The sequence below is a fragment of the Kutzneria sp. 744 genome, assembly GCF_000568255.1.
Lineage (GTDB): Bacteria > Actinomycetota > Actinomycetes > Mycobacteriales > Pseudonocardiaceae > Kutzneria.
On sequence record NZ_KK037166.1, the window covers coordinates 4,635,513 to 4,655,575 of the forward strand.

A 20,063-nucleotide genomic window follows, 5' to 3' on the forward strand; every position below is an offset into this window, starting at 1 on the left:
CGAAACCGCTTACCTGGAGCTGAAATCCACCATCCTGGGTGGCCGGGTGCTCCGCGCCCGCACCCCGGTCGGCATCGAGCAGGAGATCTACGCCCTGCTCGTCACCTACCACCTGCTCCGCACCGCCATGGCCGACGCGACCAGCACCCGACCGGATACCGATCCGGACCGGGCCAGCTTCACCATCGCCTATCAGACCTCCCGCGACCAGGTGATCCAGGCCGCGAACGTCATCGCCGGCACCGTCATCGACCTGGTCGGCACGATCGGCCGGCACGTCCTGGCCCACCTCATGCCGGTCCGACGGCTCCGGGTCTGCCCCCGCATCGTCAAACGCGCCATCTCCAAACACCAGGCCAGAGGACCCAATATCGACCGGACCAGCTATAAGGCCACCCTGAGCATCGACATCCTGACACCGGCAGACGCTTGACGATCACCACAACCGCCTAACTACACGGCCTTGGCACTAGTCGGCGGTCGGGAGGTGCCGTCGGTTCGGAGAGTGGAAGCGAGGGCGGAGGCATTGAGGTTTCCGCCGGAGACCACGCACACCGCTCGGTCGTCGCCGACTCTCCCGGCGCGCAGTGCCGCCAGTGCTGCGGCGCCCGCCCCTTCCGCAACCACCTTGGCTGTGAGCGCCAGTTCTTGGACTGCCTCGGCCACTTCCTCGGGTGCCACGGTGACCACGCCGTCCAAATGCGCGCGGACTAAGCTTGAGATTTAACCCTCGATGTCTGTTTTTTTGGGCTTGCCGGGGTCGTGTACCGGGGCTTGGCTGGAGTTTCGTGACCCTGCCGGACGTCCAGGACCGGGCCGGGAGAATTTCGGTGCGCTGGCAGGCAAAGCGGCCGTCGGGCGAACCGCGCGAAAACCTCGCCGGACCCGGGTCGGGGACAACCGGGCAGGTGTTGCCGACTTTCGCTCCCAGGGACGCCGTCGATCTTCCACGAGGTGACGGGCCAGCCGAAGCTGGATGTAGACCGCGATCATCAGCCAGGTCCACCGATCCGCGGCGTCGGGCGTACGGACGCGAGGCGTGGTCCAGCCCAGAGTTTGTTTGAGGAAACGGAAAGTGTGCTCCAGGTCGAAACGCCGCAGGAACATCTGCCACAGCCGATCCACCTGCTCCGGGGTTGCCGCGGTCGTGGAGTGCCACAGCCACAGCGGTTTCGGGGTGCCGGTGCCGGGTAGCCGGTCGACCTGGAGCCGGATCACCGCGCCTTCCATGATCGGCAGGTGGCCGGCGTGGTCGGCCCAGGCGCCCGTGCGGGTCAGCTTGGGGTGCAACCGATCCCAGGAGCGAGCGTGGGCGGCGCCGTAGCGGGTGGTGTCGGTCGTCGTGGTGTGCACGGGGACCGGCCAGGTCGCCGGATCAGCGAACACGAACCGGGCTCCGTGCCGGGTGCCGCGGCCTCGGGCGCCGGGCTGCCGTGGCGGCGCGGGGAAGGCGAGCACCCGGTCGGACCGTAGCCGCACCAGCACCTGGACCGGGAGGTCGGCCAGCAGGAATGCCAGGCGGGGACCGTCATAGCCGCTGTCGCCGGTGATCCAGATCTCTGGATCGCCGGCGTGCCAGTGTCCGGCGGTGACCAGCGCGTCCACCACGGCGCGGAGTTGGGTGGCGGCCAGGTCGGTGTGGTCATCGTCGGGACGCACGCGCGTCACGTCGAGCATCGCCGTCCACGAGGTGCGGCCGGGTTCCAGGGCGGCGACGAAGGAGTAGGGCCAGCCGGGGATGATCTGGGCTTGGCCGCGACCGCGTGCGTAGGTGTGGCAGAACAGCCGCTCCGGGCTGGTGTTCGCATCCGGGCGTAGCCAGTGGCTCACGTCGATGGCCAACACGATCCGGCCGTCGTCGCAGCGGGGGATCGACTGGCGGGCGACAACGTTGCGGAATCGGGTGATGTCGATCTTGCCCTGGCGCAGGCCGTCGTACAGGGTGCCGTGGCCCCGTCGGTGTTCGGTGGCCAGTGATAACTCGACCAGCGAGGTGACCGGTCCCTCGGCGCACAGTGCCGCGTCGGCCAACTCGAACAACGCGTCCGCCCGCGCGGTCAGACACTGGTAGAACGCCTTACGGAACCCGGACAGGTCCCCCAGCACAGCGGTGGCGCTGGTGTGGTGCACACTGATCATCGAAGCCCTTGGTGTGATCTTCCGACTGTCGCAGGAAGGAATGATCAACCAAGGGCTTCATCCATGATCAACCGGGTGCCGTCGTGGGCACACCAACCTTAAATCTCAAGCTAAGGGCCACATGGTGTTCGCGATGCGCGGACTGCCGATGCCGTCGATCCAGGTGGCCGCATAAGGCGCATCGACCGGATGGCCCGCCGCCCAGGCGGCGGAAAGGGGCGCCGCGGTCGAAACCTCCACGGCGAGTATGCGCGCACTCGGCACAAGTGCTTTGACCGCCGCCGCGACGCCGAGGCTCAAACCGCCGCCGCCGAACGGCACGAGCACCGTCTCGACATCAGGGAAGTCCCTCGCTATTTCCAGGCCGATGGCGGCATTCCCGGCCACCACGCGGGGATCGGCGAAGGGATGCACCAGCGTGCCGGGGAAAGCGTCGGCGACTCCGGTCTCCATGATCGTCCACCAGTCGGCGAACGGGAGCCGGACGACGTCCGCGCCCCAGGCGGCGAACGCCTCGGCCTTCGCTTCGGGGATGTGCTCGGGAACTACCGCGGTGCAAGGGATGACGTGCTCGTGGGCCAGCCACGCGACGGCCCAGGCCATGTTTCCGGCGCTGGGGTGACGAGCCCGGCGGCGCGTTCCTCGTCGGAGAGCGACCGCAGGACCGCAGTGGCGCCACGGATCTTGAACGAGCCGGTGGGCTGGAGGTTCTCCAGCTTCAGCCGGACGCGCCCACCGGAGGAGGGCCAGGTAATGAGCGGCGATTCGCCGGCGTGGCCGGCGATGAGCCGCGCGGTGTCCTCGATCTCGGACAGGGTGGGAATGCGCGCGCTTGTCGGTCCTGTCACGTCACGACCCCTTTCAGATTGCTCATTGCCCGGGCAGCAGCGGCGCATCGCCGAGGCGCATGGCGGGTGTGTGGGTCCAGTGCGTCACGCCGAGGGCGCGGTGCATGTGCTCGGGTGAGTAGACCCGGCCGCCCTGGACCACCAGCCGGACGTCGCGAATGGCGCGGATGCGGTCGAGCGGATTTTCGGGAATGAGAAAGAAGTCGGCCCGCTTGCCGCGCTCGATGGTGCCGCTGGACTGCTCGGCGCCGAGGTGGCGGGCGGCGTCGATGGTGGCGGTGCGCAGGGCCTCGGCCGGGGTGAGGCCGGCCTCGCCGTAGAGCTCGAGCTCGCGCTGCAACGTGTAGCTGTGCAGCTGGTCGGTGCCCGGCCACAGCGCAATGCCGGCCCTGAACAGCTTGTGGCACAAACGAAGCAGGGTGTCGTAGGCCTCGGAGAAGTCGTCGGCCTGATCCGACGGGATGGCAGGATGGCCAACCGGCGCTGCCGCTGGTAGCCGATCGGCATGTGCCGCAGGTGGTGCTCGTCGGCGGCGGGCAGGCCGACGCCGGGACGCTGGTCGGGTAGCCGGGAGGGATCTCACCTCCCGGCTCCCACAGATCCGTACGTGACGTCGGGTAGGCCGCCAGCGAGGTGCCAGATGACCTGGCCCTTTTCCGACGGCCCCCCGCCAAACCGGACGTGCCGTGAAGTAGGCCACCGACGAGGTGCCCGTAGCACGGGTCCTTTTCCGACGGCCCCTTCCCAAACTGCTCGTGCGACTTTCACCGCAAGCAGCTTTCCAGTGTCAAACCCCACCGACGGTGGTTGGTTGGTCGCTGGGGCAGCCCGGCGATTCGCATCTCGCGTACCGTGACTGTCCAAAGCGGACCTATGACACCTGCGCGAGCAGGGTAGGCCGCCGGCGAGGTTTCCGTTGGTACGGAACCTTTTCCGGCGACCCCCCACCGAACGACGCGTGCGACTTTCACCGCACGTCGCTCTCCAGCGCCACATTCCTCGAAACCCGCCGCGACGAGTGTCCATTATGGATCTGGTCGTGACAGTCACGGCAGACGATCAGGGCCTTCCGTCGGCGTGACGCCATCAGTTTGGCCCATTCAGGCTGTTCAGCCTGATTCCCGGCTCGGAGGTCGTGCAGACGCCGGACATGGTGCGTTTCGACGTCGGCGCGCGCGTGGCAGAGTTCACACAGCCCGACTCGGAGCCGGGTGACGAGTTCTGCCGGACGTTTCCTCCAGATAGCTGGGAGATCGTCCTTGAGGACCTCCCTTGTGATCCGACGGTGGGCCAACGAAACCCCACCCCATCGGGCGACCAGTGGCTTCTTCCCGTCGCCGCGTTCGACCTTCACCTGCAAGCCTCGTCGAGGCCCTGCGGGTGTCTGCCAAGTGGCTCGGTAGCGGCTCCAGACCTTGTTGACGCTGATCTTGTTCTGAGATTGTCCCGAGGTTCGTGGAACTTCGGTGGCGGCCCATGATCGTCAGGCTGCGGTCACACGCCCATCATGCCTCACAACACCGGCGGTTTCGGTCGCGACATGCCGTTCGAGCGCGACCCGTAGCGCGGGCAGGTGCAGATGCCCGTTGACACGGCGGAACTGCTTGCCAGCCTCGACCATGCCCGCAGCACACCAACGCAACGCCATCTTCCCGTCACGCCAGCGTTTCACGTTGCGGGCATGCTCGCGGCAGATAGAGATCATCGACTCGATGGCGTTGGTAGAGCGCAAGGTTCGCGCCAACGTCGGGGACACCTCTAGCCGTAGCACCGTCAGCGTCTCATCTAGCCCTTCGCGCACCGAAGCGGCCGCACCAGAATGTGTGCGGTCCAACTCCGCGGCCAGCGCCTCCAACTGAGCCTGAGCGGCCAGGGCACCCTCAGCGTGGTAGGCATCACGCATTCGACGCTGTACCACCGACTTCAGCTTCTCAGGCAGCTTGTCGACCACATTCCTGACCTTGTGTAGTTGACACCTCTGGATCACCGGATGATCAAAAACGTCCTTGATCGCGCGGTGCAGCGCCTTCGAGCCGTCGACCACCGCCAGGACCGGGCGGGTGACATCTAGACCCCGCTCCCGCAGACTCACGATCAACTCGGTCACCAAGGTGGCGTTCTCGGTCGAGCCCTCCACCAGCGCCAGCGGGTACTTGGTGCCGTCGATGCCGATCCCCAACGCCACGACGCAGCAGTGCTCGGCGAAATGCACCCCGTCGACCATGAACGCCACCAGATCCAGTGTGGACAGATCAGCCGACAGCAGATCGGCCAACGCGGTCTCGGTCGCGGCCACGAACTTCCGCGACACCGCCGACTTACTGACCGCCGTAGCGGCGTCGGTGACCTGGGCACCCACCGGTTCCAGGCCGGCGGTGTAGCGGCGGGTCGACAGCCCGGCCAGCATCCTCTCCAGCGCCATCCGGCCCAGCACCTCGGTGTCGTTGACCGCCTCGTAGCTGGCCACCGGCAGCTCACCGGAGCCATCAGCCGCGCGCATCCGGGGTCGGGTAACCGGCACGCGCCGTCCGCCCAGGGGCACCGACCCTCGCTCGTGGCCGTGGCGCACTGCGGCCCGGTCCGGATCGTGCTGGCCCCGCGGCCCGCACATCGCGGTCACGTCCGCGTCCATCATCGCGGTCAACACCTGCATGCCAGCGCCCACCGCGAGCGCGAGCAGGCCCTCGCGCAGGTCGGCGGCGATCTCGTCCAGCGCGATACTGATCCGCTCGGGCACGGCGATCCGGGTCGAGTCGATCTCCGGTGTCTGGTACTGCTTATCCACGGCGGTCCCCTTGCTTGTCGGGTTGTCCTGGCAGACGCCCAACACCTACCTCATGGCAGGTCTCAGGCGGGGGACCGCCACCTCAGAACTTCCACGAGACCTGGGACAACCTCCCGACCTGCTCGGGGATGCCGCAGCGGGCTCGGCGCTCAGCGACGTCCGCGCTGGCCCGCGGCGAGTCCGGGTCCCATTGCTCGGGCACGAACAATCGCCAGTTCACCGGGCAGGACGCCGTTTCGGTGGCCAGATGCGCGCTGACCCCGATCTGGCAGTTGGTGATCTTCCCGGCGGTGCCGGTGTATTGGCGGGCCACGCACGGCGAGAAGCTGCCCGACTTCAGGTATCCGGTGTCGTCGAAGATCACCGCCTCCGGCTCCAACTCGCCCGCCATCCGCCGGGCCAGCTGGGCGCGTACCGGCACCGGGTCCCATGGTGAGGCGGACACGAACTGTTGCAGGGCCTGCTCGTTGCCCTCGGGCAGCCGTGCGGCCATCGGCTGGATCGACTTGCGTTTGCCGTCCACCATCAGCCCTCGCAGGTAACACGCGCCCCACCGCCGTTGATCCTTACGGCGAACCGAGGCGAGCATCTCGCCAGCGAACGTCTCCAGCTCTTCACGCAGGCGCTCCACCTGATCCAGCTTCACGACATGATCAACGGCATGGATCACCCGCAACATAAGCAAGTTCACCCGACTTAACGAAGCACTACTAGGCCCCGCACGAGGAACTGGCGACCCGTGCTCACCAAAGCCGGACGGTTCGACTGGCCGGGCCACCAGTTCCTGTCGACACGCAACGCACGCTGCCACGAATCCACAAGGTGGCTAGCGTCGGCGTCCAGCTCGCGGGAGTGATCGACCGGGTCCGAAGCCCACCGCTGACGGTTGTAACCGTCGACCCATCCATTGATCGCGACCTGGGCGGCGACGACGGACTCGCGGATCGCCCGGGCTGAAATGGACGACCGGCGCACCCGGTCACCGACTGATCGGGCCGCAGCCGCGACGACGCGGGCTGGCCTACCCCTTCCCGCCTGCCGGCCGTGCCCGCCCGCCCGCCTACGGGCGTCCTAGAGATTCGTCGGCAAAGAATCCCTGGTCGGGCGACATGGAACTGGAGCAAATCCTGACCCCATTTCACATAAGGTCAGGCCCCTACTCCAGTTTTGCTCCAGTTACGTCATCCACCGTCCACTTTGTACAGAAAGCAAGATCGCCCCCAACCCTAGTTTTCCCAGGCCAGGGAGCGTATCTGAATTATTCAACAATTGTGGAGCTGAACGGACTCGACCCCCGCGCAACAACACCAAAGACTGCCGGCGACCCGCGTGAATAGAGAATCGCCAAGTCAATGCCGCAGCGACCACCGCTGTTAGGCACAGTACGAGGCAGTAGCCAGCAGGGTCAACTCGCGCCCGCGCTCCAGTGTTGCTTCAGAACTGTCGGAATGAATCGATTTTCAACTATTTTCGACGGCCAGGTTGGCTGCCTCCGAAGACGGCGGCGGCAACATCGACGCTGGCGGCGCGTGGTGGGTCGGTATCGGCGCTAGAGGCGGTGAAGGCATGGCGCTGAGGGAACACGGGAGCGCCGGCAGGTCCCGGATCTCGTCAGCGGGGATGCCGGCGCGGACGGCGCCGATGTGGTCATGAAGGCTCATCATCCGGACCGCGAGCGCTACGTGTGTCGGTGGTCATCGGGGCAGCTCCAGTTCCACGGTCCAGCCGCCGTTGTCGGACGGCCCGGCATGCAGGGTGCCGCCGAGCAGCGCGGCGCGTTCCCGCAGACCGACGAGCCCGACCCCGGAACCGCGGGCCAGGTCGGCCCTGAACGGTTCGGTCGCGGGCCCGTTGTGCGCGGTGGGGGTGATGCGGTCGACGGCGAATCCCAGGCGGATGTCGCGTGCGGCACCCGGCGCGTACTTGGCAGCCTTGGTCAGCACCTCCTGAGCGGTCCGGACGATCGTCAGCGCCGCGTCGGCGCCGACCTGGGTCGCCTCGCCGATGACGACGAATCGCACGCTGGTGTGCTCAGCCAGCTTGCGCAGGGCCTCCGGCAGTGGCAACGCGCCGTCGCGCAGCGCGTGCACCGCCCGACTGGTCTCGTTGATGGAATCGACCGCCAGCGCCCGCGCCTTGCGGATCGCCGCCGTCGCCTCGTCCTCGCGTCCGCTGCACCGAAGCGCGTCGGCCATGTCCAGTTGCAGCGCGATCCAGGACAGCGAGTGGCCGAGCAGATCGTGGACCTCGCGGGCGATCCGACTCCGTTCGACAAGCGCCGCCTCTCGTGCTTCGGACTCGCGAGCGCGCCGCGACTCCTCGGCAGCGATCCGCGCGCTGCGCACGGCGTGGAGCCGGTCGCGTTGTGCCGTGCCGATGCACACCGGCAGCGCGACGGTCAGCACCAGCCACCACGGCAGCTGCGCGACCTCGGGGGCCAGCTGATGGACGACGCGGCTCGCGCCGGCCGCGACGACCGCGCCGCTGATCGCGATGATCAGCGCGGACCGGCCCGACCTCAGTTTGAAGCCGGCGGCCGAAGCGGTGCCCATCGTCCGGCGGCTCGAGGTCCGTCCCGGCGAGACGGTGTTGATCCATGCCGACGCGGGTGGCGCCGGGTCTTTCGCGGTCCAGTCCGCCATCGCCGCCGGCGCGCGGGTGCTGACCACCGCCTGCCCGACCACCAGGATCTCCTGCATGAATTGGGCGCGGTGCCGATCGAGTAGCACTGGGGGGATGTCGTCCAGATCGCGCTGGACGACACCGGCGGCGGGGGCGTCGATGCGGTGCTGGATCTGCTCGGCGACCAGTTGTCGGTCGGCGCGCCCGGCAAACCGGAGGCAAGGTGCACGGCGTGGTTCTTGGGGCTGAGCAGCAGCCGAAATGCTTCTCGTGGGCAGGCCGGTTTGCATGCCGATCGCCTAATCTAGTCCGATGTCCAGCCTCCAGCCGGCCCATCGTGGGTACGAGTACCAGGACTTGTTGGCCGCGAGCCGACTTGTCGATCTCGTGCTTGGGACGGTTATCGCCGCGCAGGTGGACAAGAAGCAGGTCGAGGACGACCGGTTCGACGATCTCACAGTCGTGACGGCGGGCGGCCGGCGCGAACGCACGCAGTTCAAGCACACCGACAACGACGACAAGCCGTTGACGGTGGATACCTTCACGAACGACAAGCGCGATCTCCGCCTCGATCGCCTCGTGGCGGCTGCCGTCGCCGACCGCGACGGACCGGGTAGCGATGCCATTGAACTCGCGTTTCGGGTCGTCCTCAGGGACACCTGGCCGGTCGACGAGGCGCTCACCGACGTCTTGGTGCCGGCCAACCTCGACCCGGGCCCGTTCGTGGCTGGCATGCAGACCCGGCGTTTCCGGTTCGACGTCGACCGCCTCTGGCCGTTGGCAACGCATCGACCGGCGACAGGTTCGAAATCGAAGCGGTCCCGGTTCGATTTCCTCCGCTCCGGTAAGAAGGCCGTCGACCGGGCCGACCTCGCCTGGCTGTGCCATCACCTTGTCATCGAGGTCGAGGCGCCCAAGTCGACCGGGTTCATGCTCGATCCGGGACCGGCCGAACTGATTCTGCTGACCCGGGTCCGCACCGAGGTCGGCGCGGAGTCGTACCCCAATGCGAACCGGTCGGCGGCGGACGTCGCGGACGCGTTCGCGACCTTCACAAGACAAGCCCGCCAGGGCTTGAGCGAGCCGACCGCCAAAGCTCTGCTTGCGCGTGCCCAGATCAGGCGCGACTTCGGCGCCGTCTCCCGAGCGCACCCCGTCGACCACTCGGTCGAGGTGACCCGCCCGACGACCGTGGCCGATGTTCGCGTAGCGGCGGAACATGCTGCCTTGCAAGGCGTTCCGCTCGTCCTGACCGGGCCGCCGGGCCAGGGCAAGTCCTGGGCGTGCGACCAGCTCGTCCGGGAACTGGTCTCGTCCGGTTGGCTCGTCGCGGAGCACTACTGTTACCTCAACGACACCCTCGACGAGCGCAACGAACGCGTGCGAGCCGAAACCGTCTTCGGCAGCTTGCTGGGACGGCTGGCCGAAGCCGATCCGAGCTTGGTCGAGACACAGAGGCCGCTGTACGCCGCCAACGAGGAGTCGCTGGCCAACGCCGTCAGGTCCGCGGTGCAGGCCCGGCCCGATCGTCGGGTCGCACTGGTGGTCGACGGTCTTGATCACGTCGGGCGGCTTCGAGAGGCGCTGCCGGGCACAGATCCGTCCGCGGCACTCGCCTTCGCCCTGGCCGGGCTCGACATACCGGCCGGCAGCGTCCTCATCGTGCTCAGCCAGCCCGGCCAACATCTTGCGCCGCTCCACCAGGACAGCGCCCATACCGTCGAGATCCCCGGCCTGACCCCGGAGGAGCTGAGCGCGTTGGCCGCCAAGCTCGGCGTGGTGGCCGGGCCCGACGTCACAGACGCCATCGTGGAGGAGGATCAGACCGACAGCTTCCTCGCAACTCTCGGAGAACGGTCCCGCGGCAACGCGCTGTACGCCACCTACCTCTGCCGCGAGGTCCACAGGCATGCCCGGACTGAGGCGGATCCGGAAGCCGTACTGAGCGCCCTGCCACCGTTCGACGGAAAGCTGCAGAACTACTACGCACACCTAATCAGTACTCTCGGCGAAGGCTCAGGTGTCGCGGATATCATTGGCTTGCTTGACTTTCCCGCCAGCCGGACCGAGTTGGCCGAGATGCGACCAGACCTCACCCACAGGCTCGACGACGCGCTCGCGACACTGGCGCCTGTTCTGGTCGAGCGAGCCGCCCAAGGTGGGCTCCGGGTGTACCACGAATCCTTCGCACGGTTCCTGCGGCGGAAGCTGGAGTCCAACCCGGCCGCGCTGGCGGCCAACCTCCGGTTTGTCGTCGAATGGCTCGAGGCGCGGGGTTTCTACCGCGACGAGCGGGCATTCCGCTTTCTGCTAACGACGCTGGCCGCAGCCGGCCGCGACAAGGAGGCACTCAACAAGGTCGACGCATCCTTCGTCGCCAACGCCGTGGCCGGCGGGCACCCGGCGTCCGCCATCGCGGCCAACCTCGCGGTGGCGACCGGCTGCGCCGGGCGTCTGCGCGACCTGCCCGCGTTGACCCGCTGCGTCGAGTTGGCCCGCGCGGCCCAGAACTTCGAGTACGAAGTGCTGGACACCGCCATCGTCGAGTACATCGATGTGCCTATGGCGCTGCTCGGTCAGGAGGAGTTTGCCAGCCGCCTCACGTTCGACGGCTACACCGCGGTACCGGCACGAGCCGGGCTCCAACTGTGCGCTGCCATCGACGCTGCTGGCGCTGTGGCTCCCTGGCAGGACTACCTGCCCGCCTTCGCGGAGTGGGATGCGAACAATGACACCGACTACGGATCGGAGTCCGACAAGGCAGTCACCCTGGCTTGGGCACGTGGGCAGCTACGCCAGGCTGTGACCGAGGATCAGAACACTGCGCCGCGGCATAAAGACATCGCCAGCTTTCTCAACGAGAGCAACCTTCCGCCCGACGACATCATCCCGGTCGCCGCCGATGTGCTCGGCATCGAAACCACCGCTGCACTTCTCGACCACCTCGACAGTCCACCGGACGCGGCACTCGTCCTCGCCGAAGTCGCCTGTCGCTCCGCGGACCCCAGCGCTGTCGAACTGTTGGCCCGACTGCTGCCCTTGGCGATGCGGGAGCCCGCACCGGGCAACGCCCACCGCATGATCGAACTCGGCGCGGCACCTCAGGATATCGACCGGTCGTCCGTCGGCGAGGCGCGGACCGCCCTAATAGCCCTCACCCGGGAGGTGACGGGACATGACGCTCTTCATGTCGCGCAGCGGGTGCCGATGTGGCTTGACCGGTGTGTGATTGCCGCGCGGCGCGACCCGACGATCTTGCCGACCGTGGAGGGCATGCTCGGCGGCGCGGGATGGTACCTGTGCTGGCTGCGCTTCGTGTTGGCGTTGGTGCAGGCGGAGAGTGCTGAGGCAGATCGAGGTCAGCTTGCTTTCGCCGCCGTCGGCTTGTTGGCTGGCGACCTCGAACCGTTCACCGGCAGGCCTCCCGCGTGCGATCTCTACCCGATTCGGGAGCGGATCACGAGCAGCCTGCGCCGTGCCATCGCCCTCCTCGACGACGACAGGTGGCCGGCGGCTCTGCGCATCCTCCGCCAGGTGAGCGAAGGCGTCGGAGTGTCCATGCGGGGGCAGGACGCGGGACCCATTACTCCGGATTCGCTTCTGACTCTGGCGATCGCCGCGACCACCACACAGGGGCGCCGCGCCGCGACTCAAGAGTTGATCGACGCGGCGCTCACCGAGGGCTCGGGACGGCGTTACTACTCGACCTTGGCCGAGTACCGCCTCATGGCCGCGCGCTTCGCCATCGCATGCGGAGACATGGACCGAGCGGAGTCCTCTTGGCATGAAGCCTGCTGCCTCATGACCGCCTACGGGTATCACAAGGACACCACGATCTACGAAGTCCTCGATCCGCTTCAGACCCTCGTCGCTGCGGATCCCTCCCGTGCCCGAGCTCGCCTGGCCCAGGTCCAACCCACCTGTGAGCGAGTGGCACGTCACACCGATGGAAAAGAAACCCGCGCTGCCAAAATCCAGTGGTGGGCCACGCTTGCCGAAGCCGACCCCGCCGGACTCACCCGGCTCGTCATTCCTACGCTGCTGGAACAATGCGGCCACGTCAACGACCTGTACGGCGGCGCGCTCGAAGACGTGTGGCGGTCGTGGTACCAGAGCGCAGATCCGGTAGTCGCCGGCGCACTCCGGCTGGCGTTGCCGATGACGAAAGACACCGCCGATCCCGCCATGGCCGAGCGACTGGCGAACATCACAGCCGGCACCGGAGAGGACCTTGCCGGGCAATTGCTCACTCTTCTCCTAGCCAGGGCCGACGAACGTCCACTGTCGGATCCGAATACCAACAGCGATGAGTCCATCGCACAACACACCGCGTGGGTACAGGCGCTCAATCTCGTTGCAGCGCGGGTGAATGCGCCGCAGATCTGCGTTCCTCTTGCCGCCGCTGTGACGCCGCGCCGGCAACCTGCAACGGCGTCGCAGACGCCAGTCAGCCCTGAGCAGAACGCCGTGGGCGAGTTCCCCAACGGTATTGTTGGACTCAACCGCGCCATTCGCGCCTGGCGCCGCCGCCCCTATGACACGTCGAGCCCGGACTGGGCTCCCGAGAAGTTCGCCACCCTCATCGGCGATCGTCTGGTCCAGCTCGCGGGAGCCGGTGCCGAGGAAGACGCGATAGCCGCCCTGCACAGTCTCGCCAGCACGGTTGACACACTCGACCGCAGCCGCCTGCTCACGTTGGTGGGACGCGGGTTGGAGCACCACAGCCACCCCAGGCTCGCCGCCGTGGCCCTGTCATTGGCTTGGACCCGAACGAGCAGCGATGGCTTCTGGATGAACTTCGGTGGGCAGAAGGAGTTGGACTCGCTACGCCATGCCACTTGCCTGGACGCGGACGCCACGTGGGCGACCGTCGCCGCGGAGGTTACTCAAGTGGTCGCGGGCGGTCATCGTGGTTCCCGCGGCGTCAGCCAAGCACTGATCCACGCCGGCCTCGTAGACGGTCTCACGCCCCACGCCCATGGACACGACGCGAGCTTTTCGGCCTGGGACGAGGCACACTCGGTGATTTCCCTCCGCACGCCACGAATGTCCCCCGAGGACGACCCGCAGGTGCCCTACGCGCCACCGGCGGAGAACACGAACAACGACCTGACCGACGAGATCGACGGGGTGTTCTGCGAAGCCGTCCTCGGCACGATGGCCCATCCTGGCCAGGAAAACCGCCGACGGGCTCTCATCGCCTTCGAGTTACTCCTGCTGCACCGCCCCGAAGCCGCAATCAAGGCGCTGGCGGCTGTTCTGCCGGCCCTGAACGAACCTGCCCTGCTGTCGTGGCTGCTCGCGGTGATCACCGACATCGACGCGGCGCATCCCATGGTGGCGGAGCAGTGCCGCGACGCTCTCCAGCAACATGCGCACGGACCGTACCTGACTGTCCGCGCGTTGGCGTCAAAACTCTTGGGGGACAACAACACCCCACCGCCCTCTGCGACACCTGACGCCGCGCTTCTCGGTACGACGTTGTTGCTGCCCGCCGGCAAAGAACGGTTCAGCGAAGAGGCAGCGCAGTTGGTGGGCATGCTCGCGGGCCGCAGACTGTTGGCAGCCGAAGAGTTGCTGCCCAACCTTGGTCTCGCCGTTGTCGCCCGGGTCGATGCCGCGTTGAGCGACACTGACGAGATGAAAAAGATCCAAAGTGAGGCTCAAGAACTGGCTGATACAAGACATAGGCGATGGACTGACGCTTTCACCGGCCGCTGCAGGCTGGTGGAGGAGGCCTTGCAACTGGCGGCATCCGGTGGCCGGGCCGCGCTTCTGGCCTCCGGACGACCGCCTGCGAACCCAGCGGCATGGGAGCAAGCACTCGCCCGTGTTCTGGTCAACCGTCCCACACTGCCCTTGGCGATCGAGTGCACCCGCGAGCCTCGCCCCCACATCATCGCTCCACCAGGCGCCAAGGACCCGGTCTGGGCCCGAGCGATCGAAGCCACCGGGGTGCAGTCACGAGGCGCAGCGGAGGCCGATCTGGTCATGACGGTGGCGTCCACGTCCCTTGAGCAGTGCGACATCCTGACGGCTGGCCGCTACCGGCGCTGGCGAGTGATCGCCCGCACTGAGGAAACCACGGTTTTGCCGGTATGGCCCGAGAGAGACGATCTTCTGCGCCAGTCGGGCCGCGACCTCGCGCTCGAACTGCGCAGGCCCGGCGATGCGATCGGGCTCAGCAGCCGTCCCTTCTCCGCTGAGAGCGCATCGAGCTGGTTCGCTGCCATGCCACCGCTGCTCAACAACATCACCACCGATACCACCAGCCCCTTGATCGGCATCAACGTTGACGACGAATTCATGGATGACGCCCGCGACGGCCTCGGTGTGCACGATCGCCTACTGGTGCCGAGCCCGGCTCTGAGACTGGCACTTGGCCTCCAGCCGGCCGCCGAGCCGTTCGTGCTGCACAACGACATCGGACCCGCGTTGGCCATGATCACCTGGCGGAGTCATTACGAAGGCGACGCCTACCATCTGCCCTGGCCGCGCTCACGGGGCACGATGTTGGTGGTGAGCCCCGCAGCGTTCGAGAGGCTTCTAGCTTGGGGTACGGGGAACTTGATCACTCGCGAGGTCGTGCATGGTGACGCATCACTTGCCGACGGCGCGGATGGTTGATTGGTTCGTCTGGAACTTGAAGTGCCAACGACCCATCGCCGAGCTCGCTTGCCACTCCAGTACCGCTGCAAGCTCGGCAGTCAGACTGTTCTGTTAGAACCGTCGTGTGGATATCACTGCGCGGCCAACGCGCTACAAGCACGCGAGTGCCGAAGCTCTGCAGATGCTCGCGCTTGGCGAGTCCGGACGGTACGAGTTTAAACGAGATGCCGAAGCTGTGTCCCCCAAGGTCCTGGCCGCTCTGGCGAACTGGGTCGCACTCGACCCCGCTCGCGAGGCTGCTCACCTCCTCGTCGGCGTAGACGAGGTAGAGGATACCGAAACGGGACTGGTGTACGGCGTGCCCTGCGGTCTACCGAAAGGCCTCGACAGAGCGGTCGCACGGCTTCAAGATATGGCGAGCAAGATCCGTCCAATCCCCGTGGATGTTTTCATCGTCGAGGAGTCTGTAGGTGAGGGAAAACCATTTCTCAGGGTCGAAGTGCGGCCAACAATGCCACCACACTTCGACGATGAGGGACGCCGACAGACACGACAGGGCCGCTCCACCCGCGCCCTCACAGATGATGAACTGCTCCACGTCTACCTCGACCGGGAAGCTGGCACATTTTCGGCAAGGTTCCGCCACACGGCCGTGGAATTGAGAGACGCTGTCGGCGCAGTCGGCGCACAAGTCGACCAGATCACGGATGCGATCGATCGCAACATCGCCCAACCACTGCAAGAGCTGACCAGCACAGTAGATAGGGCCGCAATTGCCGCCAGCGATGCCGAGGCAGCAGCGTCCGCGGCAGGAGACGATGTGGCGAATGTTGAATACCTTGTCCGCGACCTCCAGTGCGTGGTCGAAGAGCTCCAAGGCGACTCGCCAGAATCACTCGTTACACGGGTTGCGCAGGCTCGCAGAAGAGTTTGGTGGGCCTTCACCGTTGACACGTGGAAGCGTTCATCAAATCGCGCCGAGCGCATATCCCTAGGCCTACAAAACTTCCTTTCTACTGGAATCCGACTCGACAGTGAGCATAATTCTTGGGAACTCAGAGTCTGGAATGCCCTACTGTCTGACCGAAACGATCAACGAGGACGTAGAGGGACGCTGAAGTGGTGGGAGGCGGTCACCGCAGAAGTTGACGAGTTCCTCGCCAATCCCATCTACCAGCCACCCAAACTTCCAGATCTACGTACAGAGCTGCGCACCGATCTAGATACGGCGCTCGACGATCCAAATAGCCTGACGAACCAGTTTAAGGACCGGATGGAGGATTGAGCCGACCACAAACTGGCGGCCAAGCCGGAAGTGAAGCCAGATCGGATCCCGCCGACACCTCGACGTAGCCGCACTGATGCGCTAAGCAGGTCGCCCACTGCGTCACCCTGTTGCTCCGTCAACCCGGTGCGCCGTCCCAACGCGCCGACAGCAGCCGCACCAGCCGTTCTCGCGACGACACCACGTCGATTTTGTACCAAGCTCAGGCCCTTCTCTAGGATTCAGGACAGGGTAGCCAGATCCCTTTGTGTCAACCGACACTTTCACCGCAGGGCGATTCCGGGATTACTCTCCCCCACTCGACACCGCTGCCGCAGACTAAGAGAATGCCGGCTGTGTGGGTCTGGTTCTTAAGCGGCTACGCCGTCTTCGTCGCCGAACCGATCGGCTATACCATGCATTTCGCCAAGTCCGACGGGAGCAAGCAGCACCGCACCGACGCATACAAAGTGCTCAGGCTGTTGTATGGCGGAGTCACTGACGCCAGCGGCTTGATCGTCGTCGGGCTGACACCACTTGACGGCAGGCCGCCCTAGTCCGACGCCTCCATACGAGCCCACGCCGCATGCGTGGGCTCGTGGCCTTCTCGCCGCGAACGACGGTGTCGCCGAGCAGCGCCCGTCGCGGCTAATGCCATTGACCCCATCCCAGCCAACCAGACCGGAACGCAGGAGCGAAAGCCACCCCCTCAGCGACTCCCTTCACCACCGTCTTCAGCGAACCTCGTGATCAGCCGGCAGAGTCCGCCAACCCGGGAGGATCGCGATGACCGGAACAGCGCTGCTCATGATCGACATGCAGAACGGGTAACCTCTCCGATGACGGGGTGCGGGACGCGCTCGGCTGGCCACCGATCTGGCAGCTCGACACAGTGATCACCGGGTGCGCCGAACTTCTCGCCCACCGCGCGTGCGCGCGGGATCCCGGTGCTGTACTCGCGCGTCGTTTCAAGCCAGGCGGGCGCGCTGGGAGCAAATCCTCGAGCCGCCCGCCATCTCCGGAGTCGCGCCAGCCGCATACCCGAGGTGTCCGACGAGCAGAAGCAGTGGAAAAGTCGGATCATGGACGTGGTGGCACCGCAGCCAGGAGACCTGGTGCTCAGCAAGACCCGGCCCAGCTTCTTCACCTACACCGAGCTGGAGCCGCTGCTGAGGAATCTCGGCGTCAGCCGGCTCATCGTCGCGGGGTTGCAGACCAACGTCTGGGTTGAAGCGACAGTGCGCGCAGCCTTGGAGCGGAACTCCGAAGTGGCCGTGCCCGAGGACGCGGTCTCCACCGACGGGCCCGCGCTGCACTTCGGCGGCCTCAACTCGATGCGGGTGCTCTACACCGAAGTCGCCCCTGGCGCGAACTTGTCGCACCGAACGCGCCCTGGGATCGGGCCTTCCGGACCCTCGACTACGGACGCGACCCGCAGTACTGGACCGAAGTCGCGCCGGACGGCCGCCGCGACGAGCGTTCCTAATCTTTCAGGAGTTGAAGAGCGTCCAGACCAGTGCTGCCGCGGCCGCCCCGATCGTCAGTGCGCCGATCCGCTGGGTCCGAGTCCGCTTGCGAGCGGCGATCTGGATCGCCTCAACCAGCACCTCGACACCGATGTTGGTCGGATACGGCAGGGCCTTCTCGACGATCATCGCGATCAACGCGCCGTCCGGGATCCGCATCCAACCAGCGAGCGTGACAGTTGCCCAGTCGTCGTCCTGCGCCAATGCGGCGGCGATGTCCTCGGCCGACCACCGACGCCAGTCAGGATGCGCCGCGATCCAGCGACGCACATGCGCCACCGCTCGAGCGATCTCATCCTCGTTCATGTGCACCTCACTGTGGGTAGTTCACGTTGTCGACTAGCTCCGAGAGATTCCACTGTAGGCGCGCTTGACCTGGGAGAACAGCCTCTCACGCCGTCTCGGCGTAAGATGCAAGATACGACCCCCGCGAGTGGGAGTACCTGTGGCGAATTCGGCGAGTGGGAGTAGTGGGGAGCGGCTGGACACGGCCGCGCTGCTGGCTATCGCACGCTCGGTCGAGCCCGACATCAGCGAGCGCACGCTGGAGTTCTGGCGCAACCGCGGGCTGCTCCCCCACCCCGAGCGGACCGGGCAAGACGGCGCTCGACCGGTGTGGACCTACCCCGCTGAGGCGGGTGACCAACTACGTGCCCTGCTGGAGCTGCGGACGCTCACCAAAGACCCCCAGGTGCTGCGCGTGGCGCTCTGGTTCGACGGCTATCCCGTTCCGACGTCTCTGGCACGCGCTTCCATGATCACGCACCTGCGTCAGATGCAGACCGCCATCGAGAGGGAGCTGGCCAAGAGGTCCGGCGGCGACAGCGCGGATTCCGAGTCGGCCCGCTGGCACGCGATCACCGAGATCGCCGCCCAGTACGCGGGCCGCCGACAACCTGATGTGCCGCGCTTCGGCCGGCAACCTCTAAGCGAGCGGGCGCACGCGTTCGCCGTACTGTTCGGTCTGAGCCTTGGCGAGCCCGCAGCCGCGGAACAGCTCGGAGAAGCTGCCGAGCCGATGGAGCGTGCGATGGGCCTCGATCAGGGCCGTCGCTATCGCCCCGACGGAGTGGGGCCGTGGTTGACCGGCCCGGCCACCGATGGCTTCGCCGTTTTCGGCGAGCTGGGCAACCTGCCGCAGCTGATCGGGACCCTGGAGTCCACACAGGACTCCGAGTTGGACGCGATACGCCCCATTGCGTCGGGTGTGCTTGTGGGCGTTGCAGCATTTACCCAAATGGCCGACGCCTTCGCCGGCTACCGCAACGCGGCAGGCATGGCCGCATTTGCCGTCGTGGCCGACAACATCGAGGTCCGTATGCTGTTGCCGGCCTTTCTCTTGTCCCTAATGCGTTCTCCGGTTTTGGCCGAGAACGTGACCGCGGTGTTCCAAGCGCTCAGCGACTCGGTCCTCCCCGTACATGACCGCCTTCGGCACCTGGCCGCCCTACCTCCAGCGGAGCGGCCGGCGCAGCTGCCACAGCTCGAGCACCTGCCGTGGAGCAAGCAGAACCAAGTGCGGCGCCTGATCGGAGACCCGATCGCGCCCAAAGACACCGATGCGCCGTGACGGCCACACGTCGCCGAGCACATCACGCTGCCGACTCAGGGATAGCGCGGCACACGCCGAAGACCATCAACAACATCGGGAACGACCGTAGGTCGGCGACGTGCGGCTAGGGGCACCCGTCTGCGTGCCGCCAAGGCCTGGTGGCGATCAACGTCGCCGGCGGATGACCCGCTGACGCAGCCATAGCGGCGGCCACACCGCCTGCCCCTATGCAGCCGCCTGCGACACCCCGTCGGCCCGTCGGCGCGCGTCCTGGAGATACGTCGCAGAAGAATCCCCGGTCGGGTGACATCGAACTGGAGCAAAACGTTGACCCCATTTCGCATAGGGTCAGGGCCCTGCTCCAGTTTTGCTCCAGTTACGTCATCCACTGTCCACTTGGGACGAAAAAACAAGATCGCCCCCGAACCTAGTTTTCCCAGGCTAGGGGGCGTATCTAAACTATTCAACAATTGTGGAGCTGAGGGGACTCGAACCCCTGACCCTCACACTGCCAGTGTGATGCGCTACCAGCTGCGCCACAGCCCCGAGCCGAGATTTGGAACCCGGGTTGGTAGGTCCCTCATCTCGTGGTGCAAACCCTACACGACGGGTCCGGGAGAAGTGAAATCGGGGGGCGGGCAGTGGGGTTCGGGCAGGTCAGGAACGTGAACGGCCCGTCACGCCGGGGGGCGTGACGGGCCGCGAGAAGGATCAAGGG

General features: G+C 66.4%; 14 protein-coding genes, 1 tRNA gene and 2 pseudogenes. 6 read left to right on the forward strand and 11 right to left on the reverse strand.

Annotated elements, in window-relative coordinates:
* Window positions 1-433: pseudogene (locus tag KUTG_RS20610) on the forward strand (transposase); the annotation flags it as partial.
* Between the two features lie 20 nt (window positions 434-453).
* On the opposite strand, the gene KUTG_RS66345 reads toward KUTG_RS20610, so the two are convergent.
* From KUTG_RS66345 to KUTG_RS20645, 9 genes are all read right to left on the reverse strand, one after another.
* A complete protein-coding gene (locus tag KUTG_RS66345; RefSeq protein ID WP_084579596.1) occupies window positions 454-723 on the reverse strand; it encodes a pyridoxal-phosphate dependent enzyme in 270 nt (89 codons plus the stop codon).
* Window positions 724-2,139 (reverse strand): NF041680 family putative transposase, encoded by a 1,416-nt coding sequence (locus KUTG_RS20615; RefSeq protein WP_043718867.1) that lies wholly within the window; start codon window positions 2,137-2,139, stop codon window positions 724-726.
* A 105-nt stretch (window positions 2,140-2,244) separates the two neighbouring features.
* Window positions 2,245-2,742, reverse strand: a complete 498-nt coding sequence (locus KUTG_RS20620; RefSeq protein ID WP_052395109.1) for a pyridoxal-phosphate dependent enzyme — start codon at window positions 2,740-2,742, stop codon at window positions 2,245-2,247.
* A complete protein-coding gene (locus tag KUTG_RS66350) occupies window positions 2,685-3,035 on the reverse strand; it encodes a pyridoxal-phosphate dependent enzyme (RefSeq protein WP_084579598.1) in 351 nt (116 codons plus the stop codon). Before KUTG_RS66350 ends, KUTG_RS20620 begins: the two co-directional genes overlap by 58 nt.
* Window positions 3,010-3,396 (reverse strand): amidohydrolase family protein, encoded by a 387-nt coding sequence (locus tag KUTG_RS61520; protein WP_043718868.1) that lies wholly within the window; start codon window positions 3,394-3,396, stop codon window positions 3,010-3,012. The genes KUTG_RS66350 and KUTG_RS61520 overlap by 26 nt, the downstream gene beginning before the upstream one ends.
* Window positions 3,397-3,954: 558 nt before the next feature.
* Window positions 3,955-4,341, reverse strand: coding sequence for an HNH endonuclease (locus KUTG_RS66355; RefSeq protein ID WP_369794489.1), 387 nt, complete (start codon window positions 4,339-4,341; stop codon window positions 3,955-3,957).
* A 129-nt stretch (window positions 4,342-4,470) separates the two neighbouring features.
* Window positions 4,471-5,772, reverse strand: coding sequence for an IS256 family transposase (locus KUTG_RS20630; RefSeq protein ID WP_043729001.1), 1,302 nt, complete (start codon window positions 5,770-5,772; stop codon window positions 4,471-4,473).
* An 82-nt stretch (window positions 5,773-5,854) separates the two neighbouring features.
* Window positions 5,855-6,418: an IS701 family transposase gene (locus tag KUTG_RS20635; protein ID WP_052395111.1), complete on the reverse strand. Its 564-nt coding sequence runs from the start codon at window positions 6,416-6,418 to the stop codon at window positions 5,855-5,857.
* 1,048 nt (window positions 6,419-7,466) lie between these two features.
* On the reverse strand, window positions 7,467-8,471 hold the full coding sequence (locus KUTG_RS20645; protein ID WP_052395112.1) for a sensor histidine kinase: 1,005 nt from the start codon (window positions 8,469-8,471) through the stop codon (window positions 7,467-7,469).
* A gap of 235 nt (window positions 8,472-8,706) precedes the next feature.
* On the opposite strand from KUTG_RS20645, the gene KUTG_RS20650 reads away from it, so the two are divergent.
* From KUTG_RS20650 to KUTG_RS66360, 4 genes and pseudogenes are all read left to right on the forward strand, one after another.
* On the forward strand, window positions 8,707-15,021 hold the full coding sequence (locus KUTG_RS20650; protein ID WP_043718871.1) for an AAA family ATPase: 6,315 nt from the start codon (window positions 8,707-8,709) through the stop codon (window positions 15,019-15,021).
* Window positions 15,022-15,127: 106 nt separating this feature from the next.
* Complete coding sequence (locus KUTG_RS58780; protein WP_157494680.1) at window positions 15,128-16,288, forward strand: AlbA family DNA-binding domain-containing protein; 1,161 nt, start codon at window positions 15,128-15,130, stop codon at window positions 16,286-16,288.
* 335 nt (window positions 16,289-16,623) lie between these two features.
* Window positions 16,624-16,824, forward strand: a complete 201-nt coding sequence (locus KUTG_RS20660; RefSeq protein WP_043718875.1) for a hypothetical protein — start codon at window positions 16,624-16,626, stop codon at window positions 16,822-16,824.
* A gap of 375 nt (window positions 16,825-17,199) precedes the next feature.
* Window positions 17,200-17,607 (forward strand): annotated as a pseudogene (locus KUTG_RS66360) (cysteine hydrolase family protein); the annotation flags it as partial.
* Window positions 17,608-17,757: 150 nt separating this feature from the next.
* Here the strand turns inward: KUTG_RS66360 and KUTG_RS63765 are convergent.
* On the reverse strand, window positions 17,758-18,099 hold the full coding sequence (locus KUTG_RS63765; protein WP_043718877.1) for a hypothetical protein: 342 nt from the start codon (window positions 18,097-18,099) through the stop codon (window positions 17,758-17,760).
* A 139-nt stretch (window positions 18,100-18,238) separates the two neighbouring features.
* On the opposite strand from KUTG_RS63765, the gene KUTG_RS20670 reads away from it, so the two are divergent.
* Complete coding sequence (locus KUTG_RS20670) at window positions 18,239-19,363, forward strand: hypothetical protein (protein ID WP_043718879.1); 1,125 nt, start codon at window positions 18,239-18,241, stop codon at window positions 19,361-19,363.
* Window positions 19,364-19,818: 455 nt separating this feature from the next.
* Here the strand turns inward: KUTG_RS20670 and KUTG_RS20675 are convergent.
* Window positions 19,819-19,891 (reverse strand) — tRNA-Ala (locus KUTG_RS20675).
* Window positions 19,892-20,063: the final 172 nt, after the last annotated feature.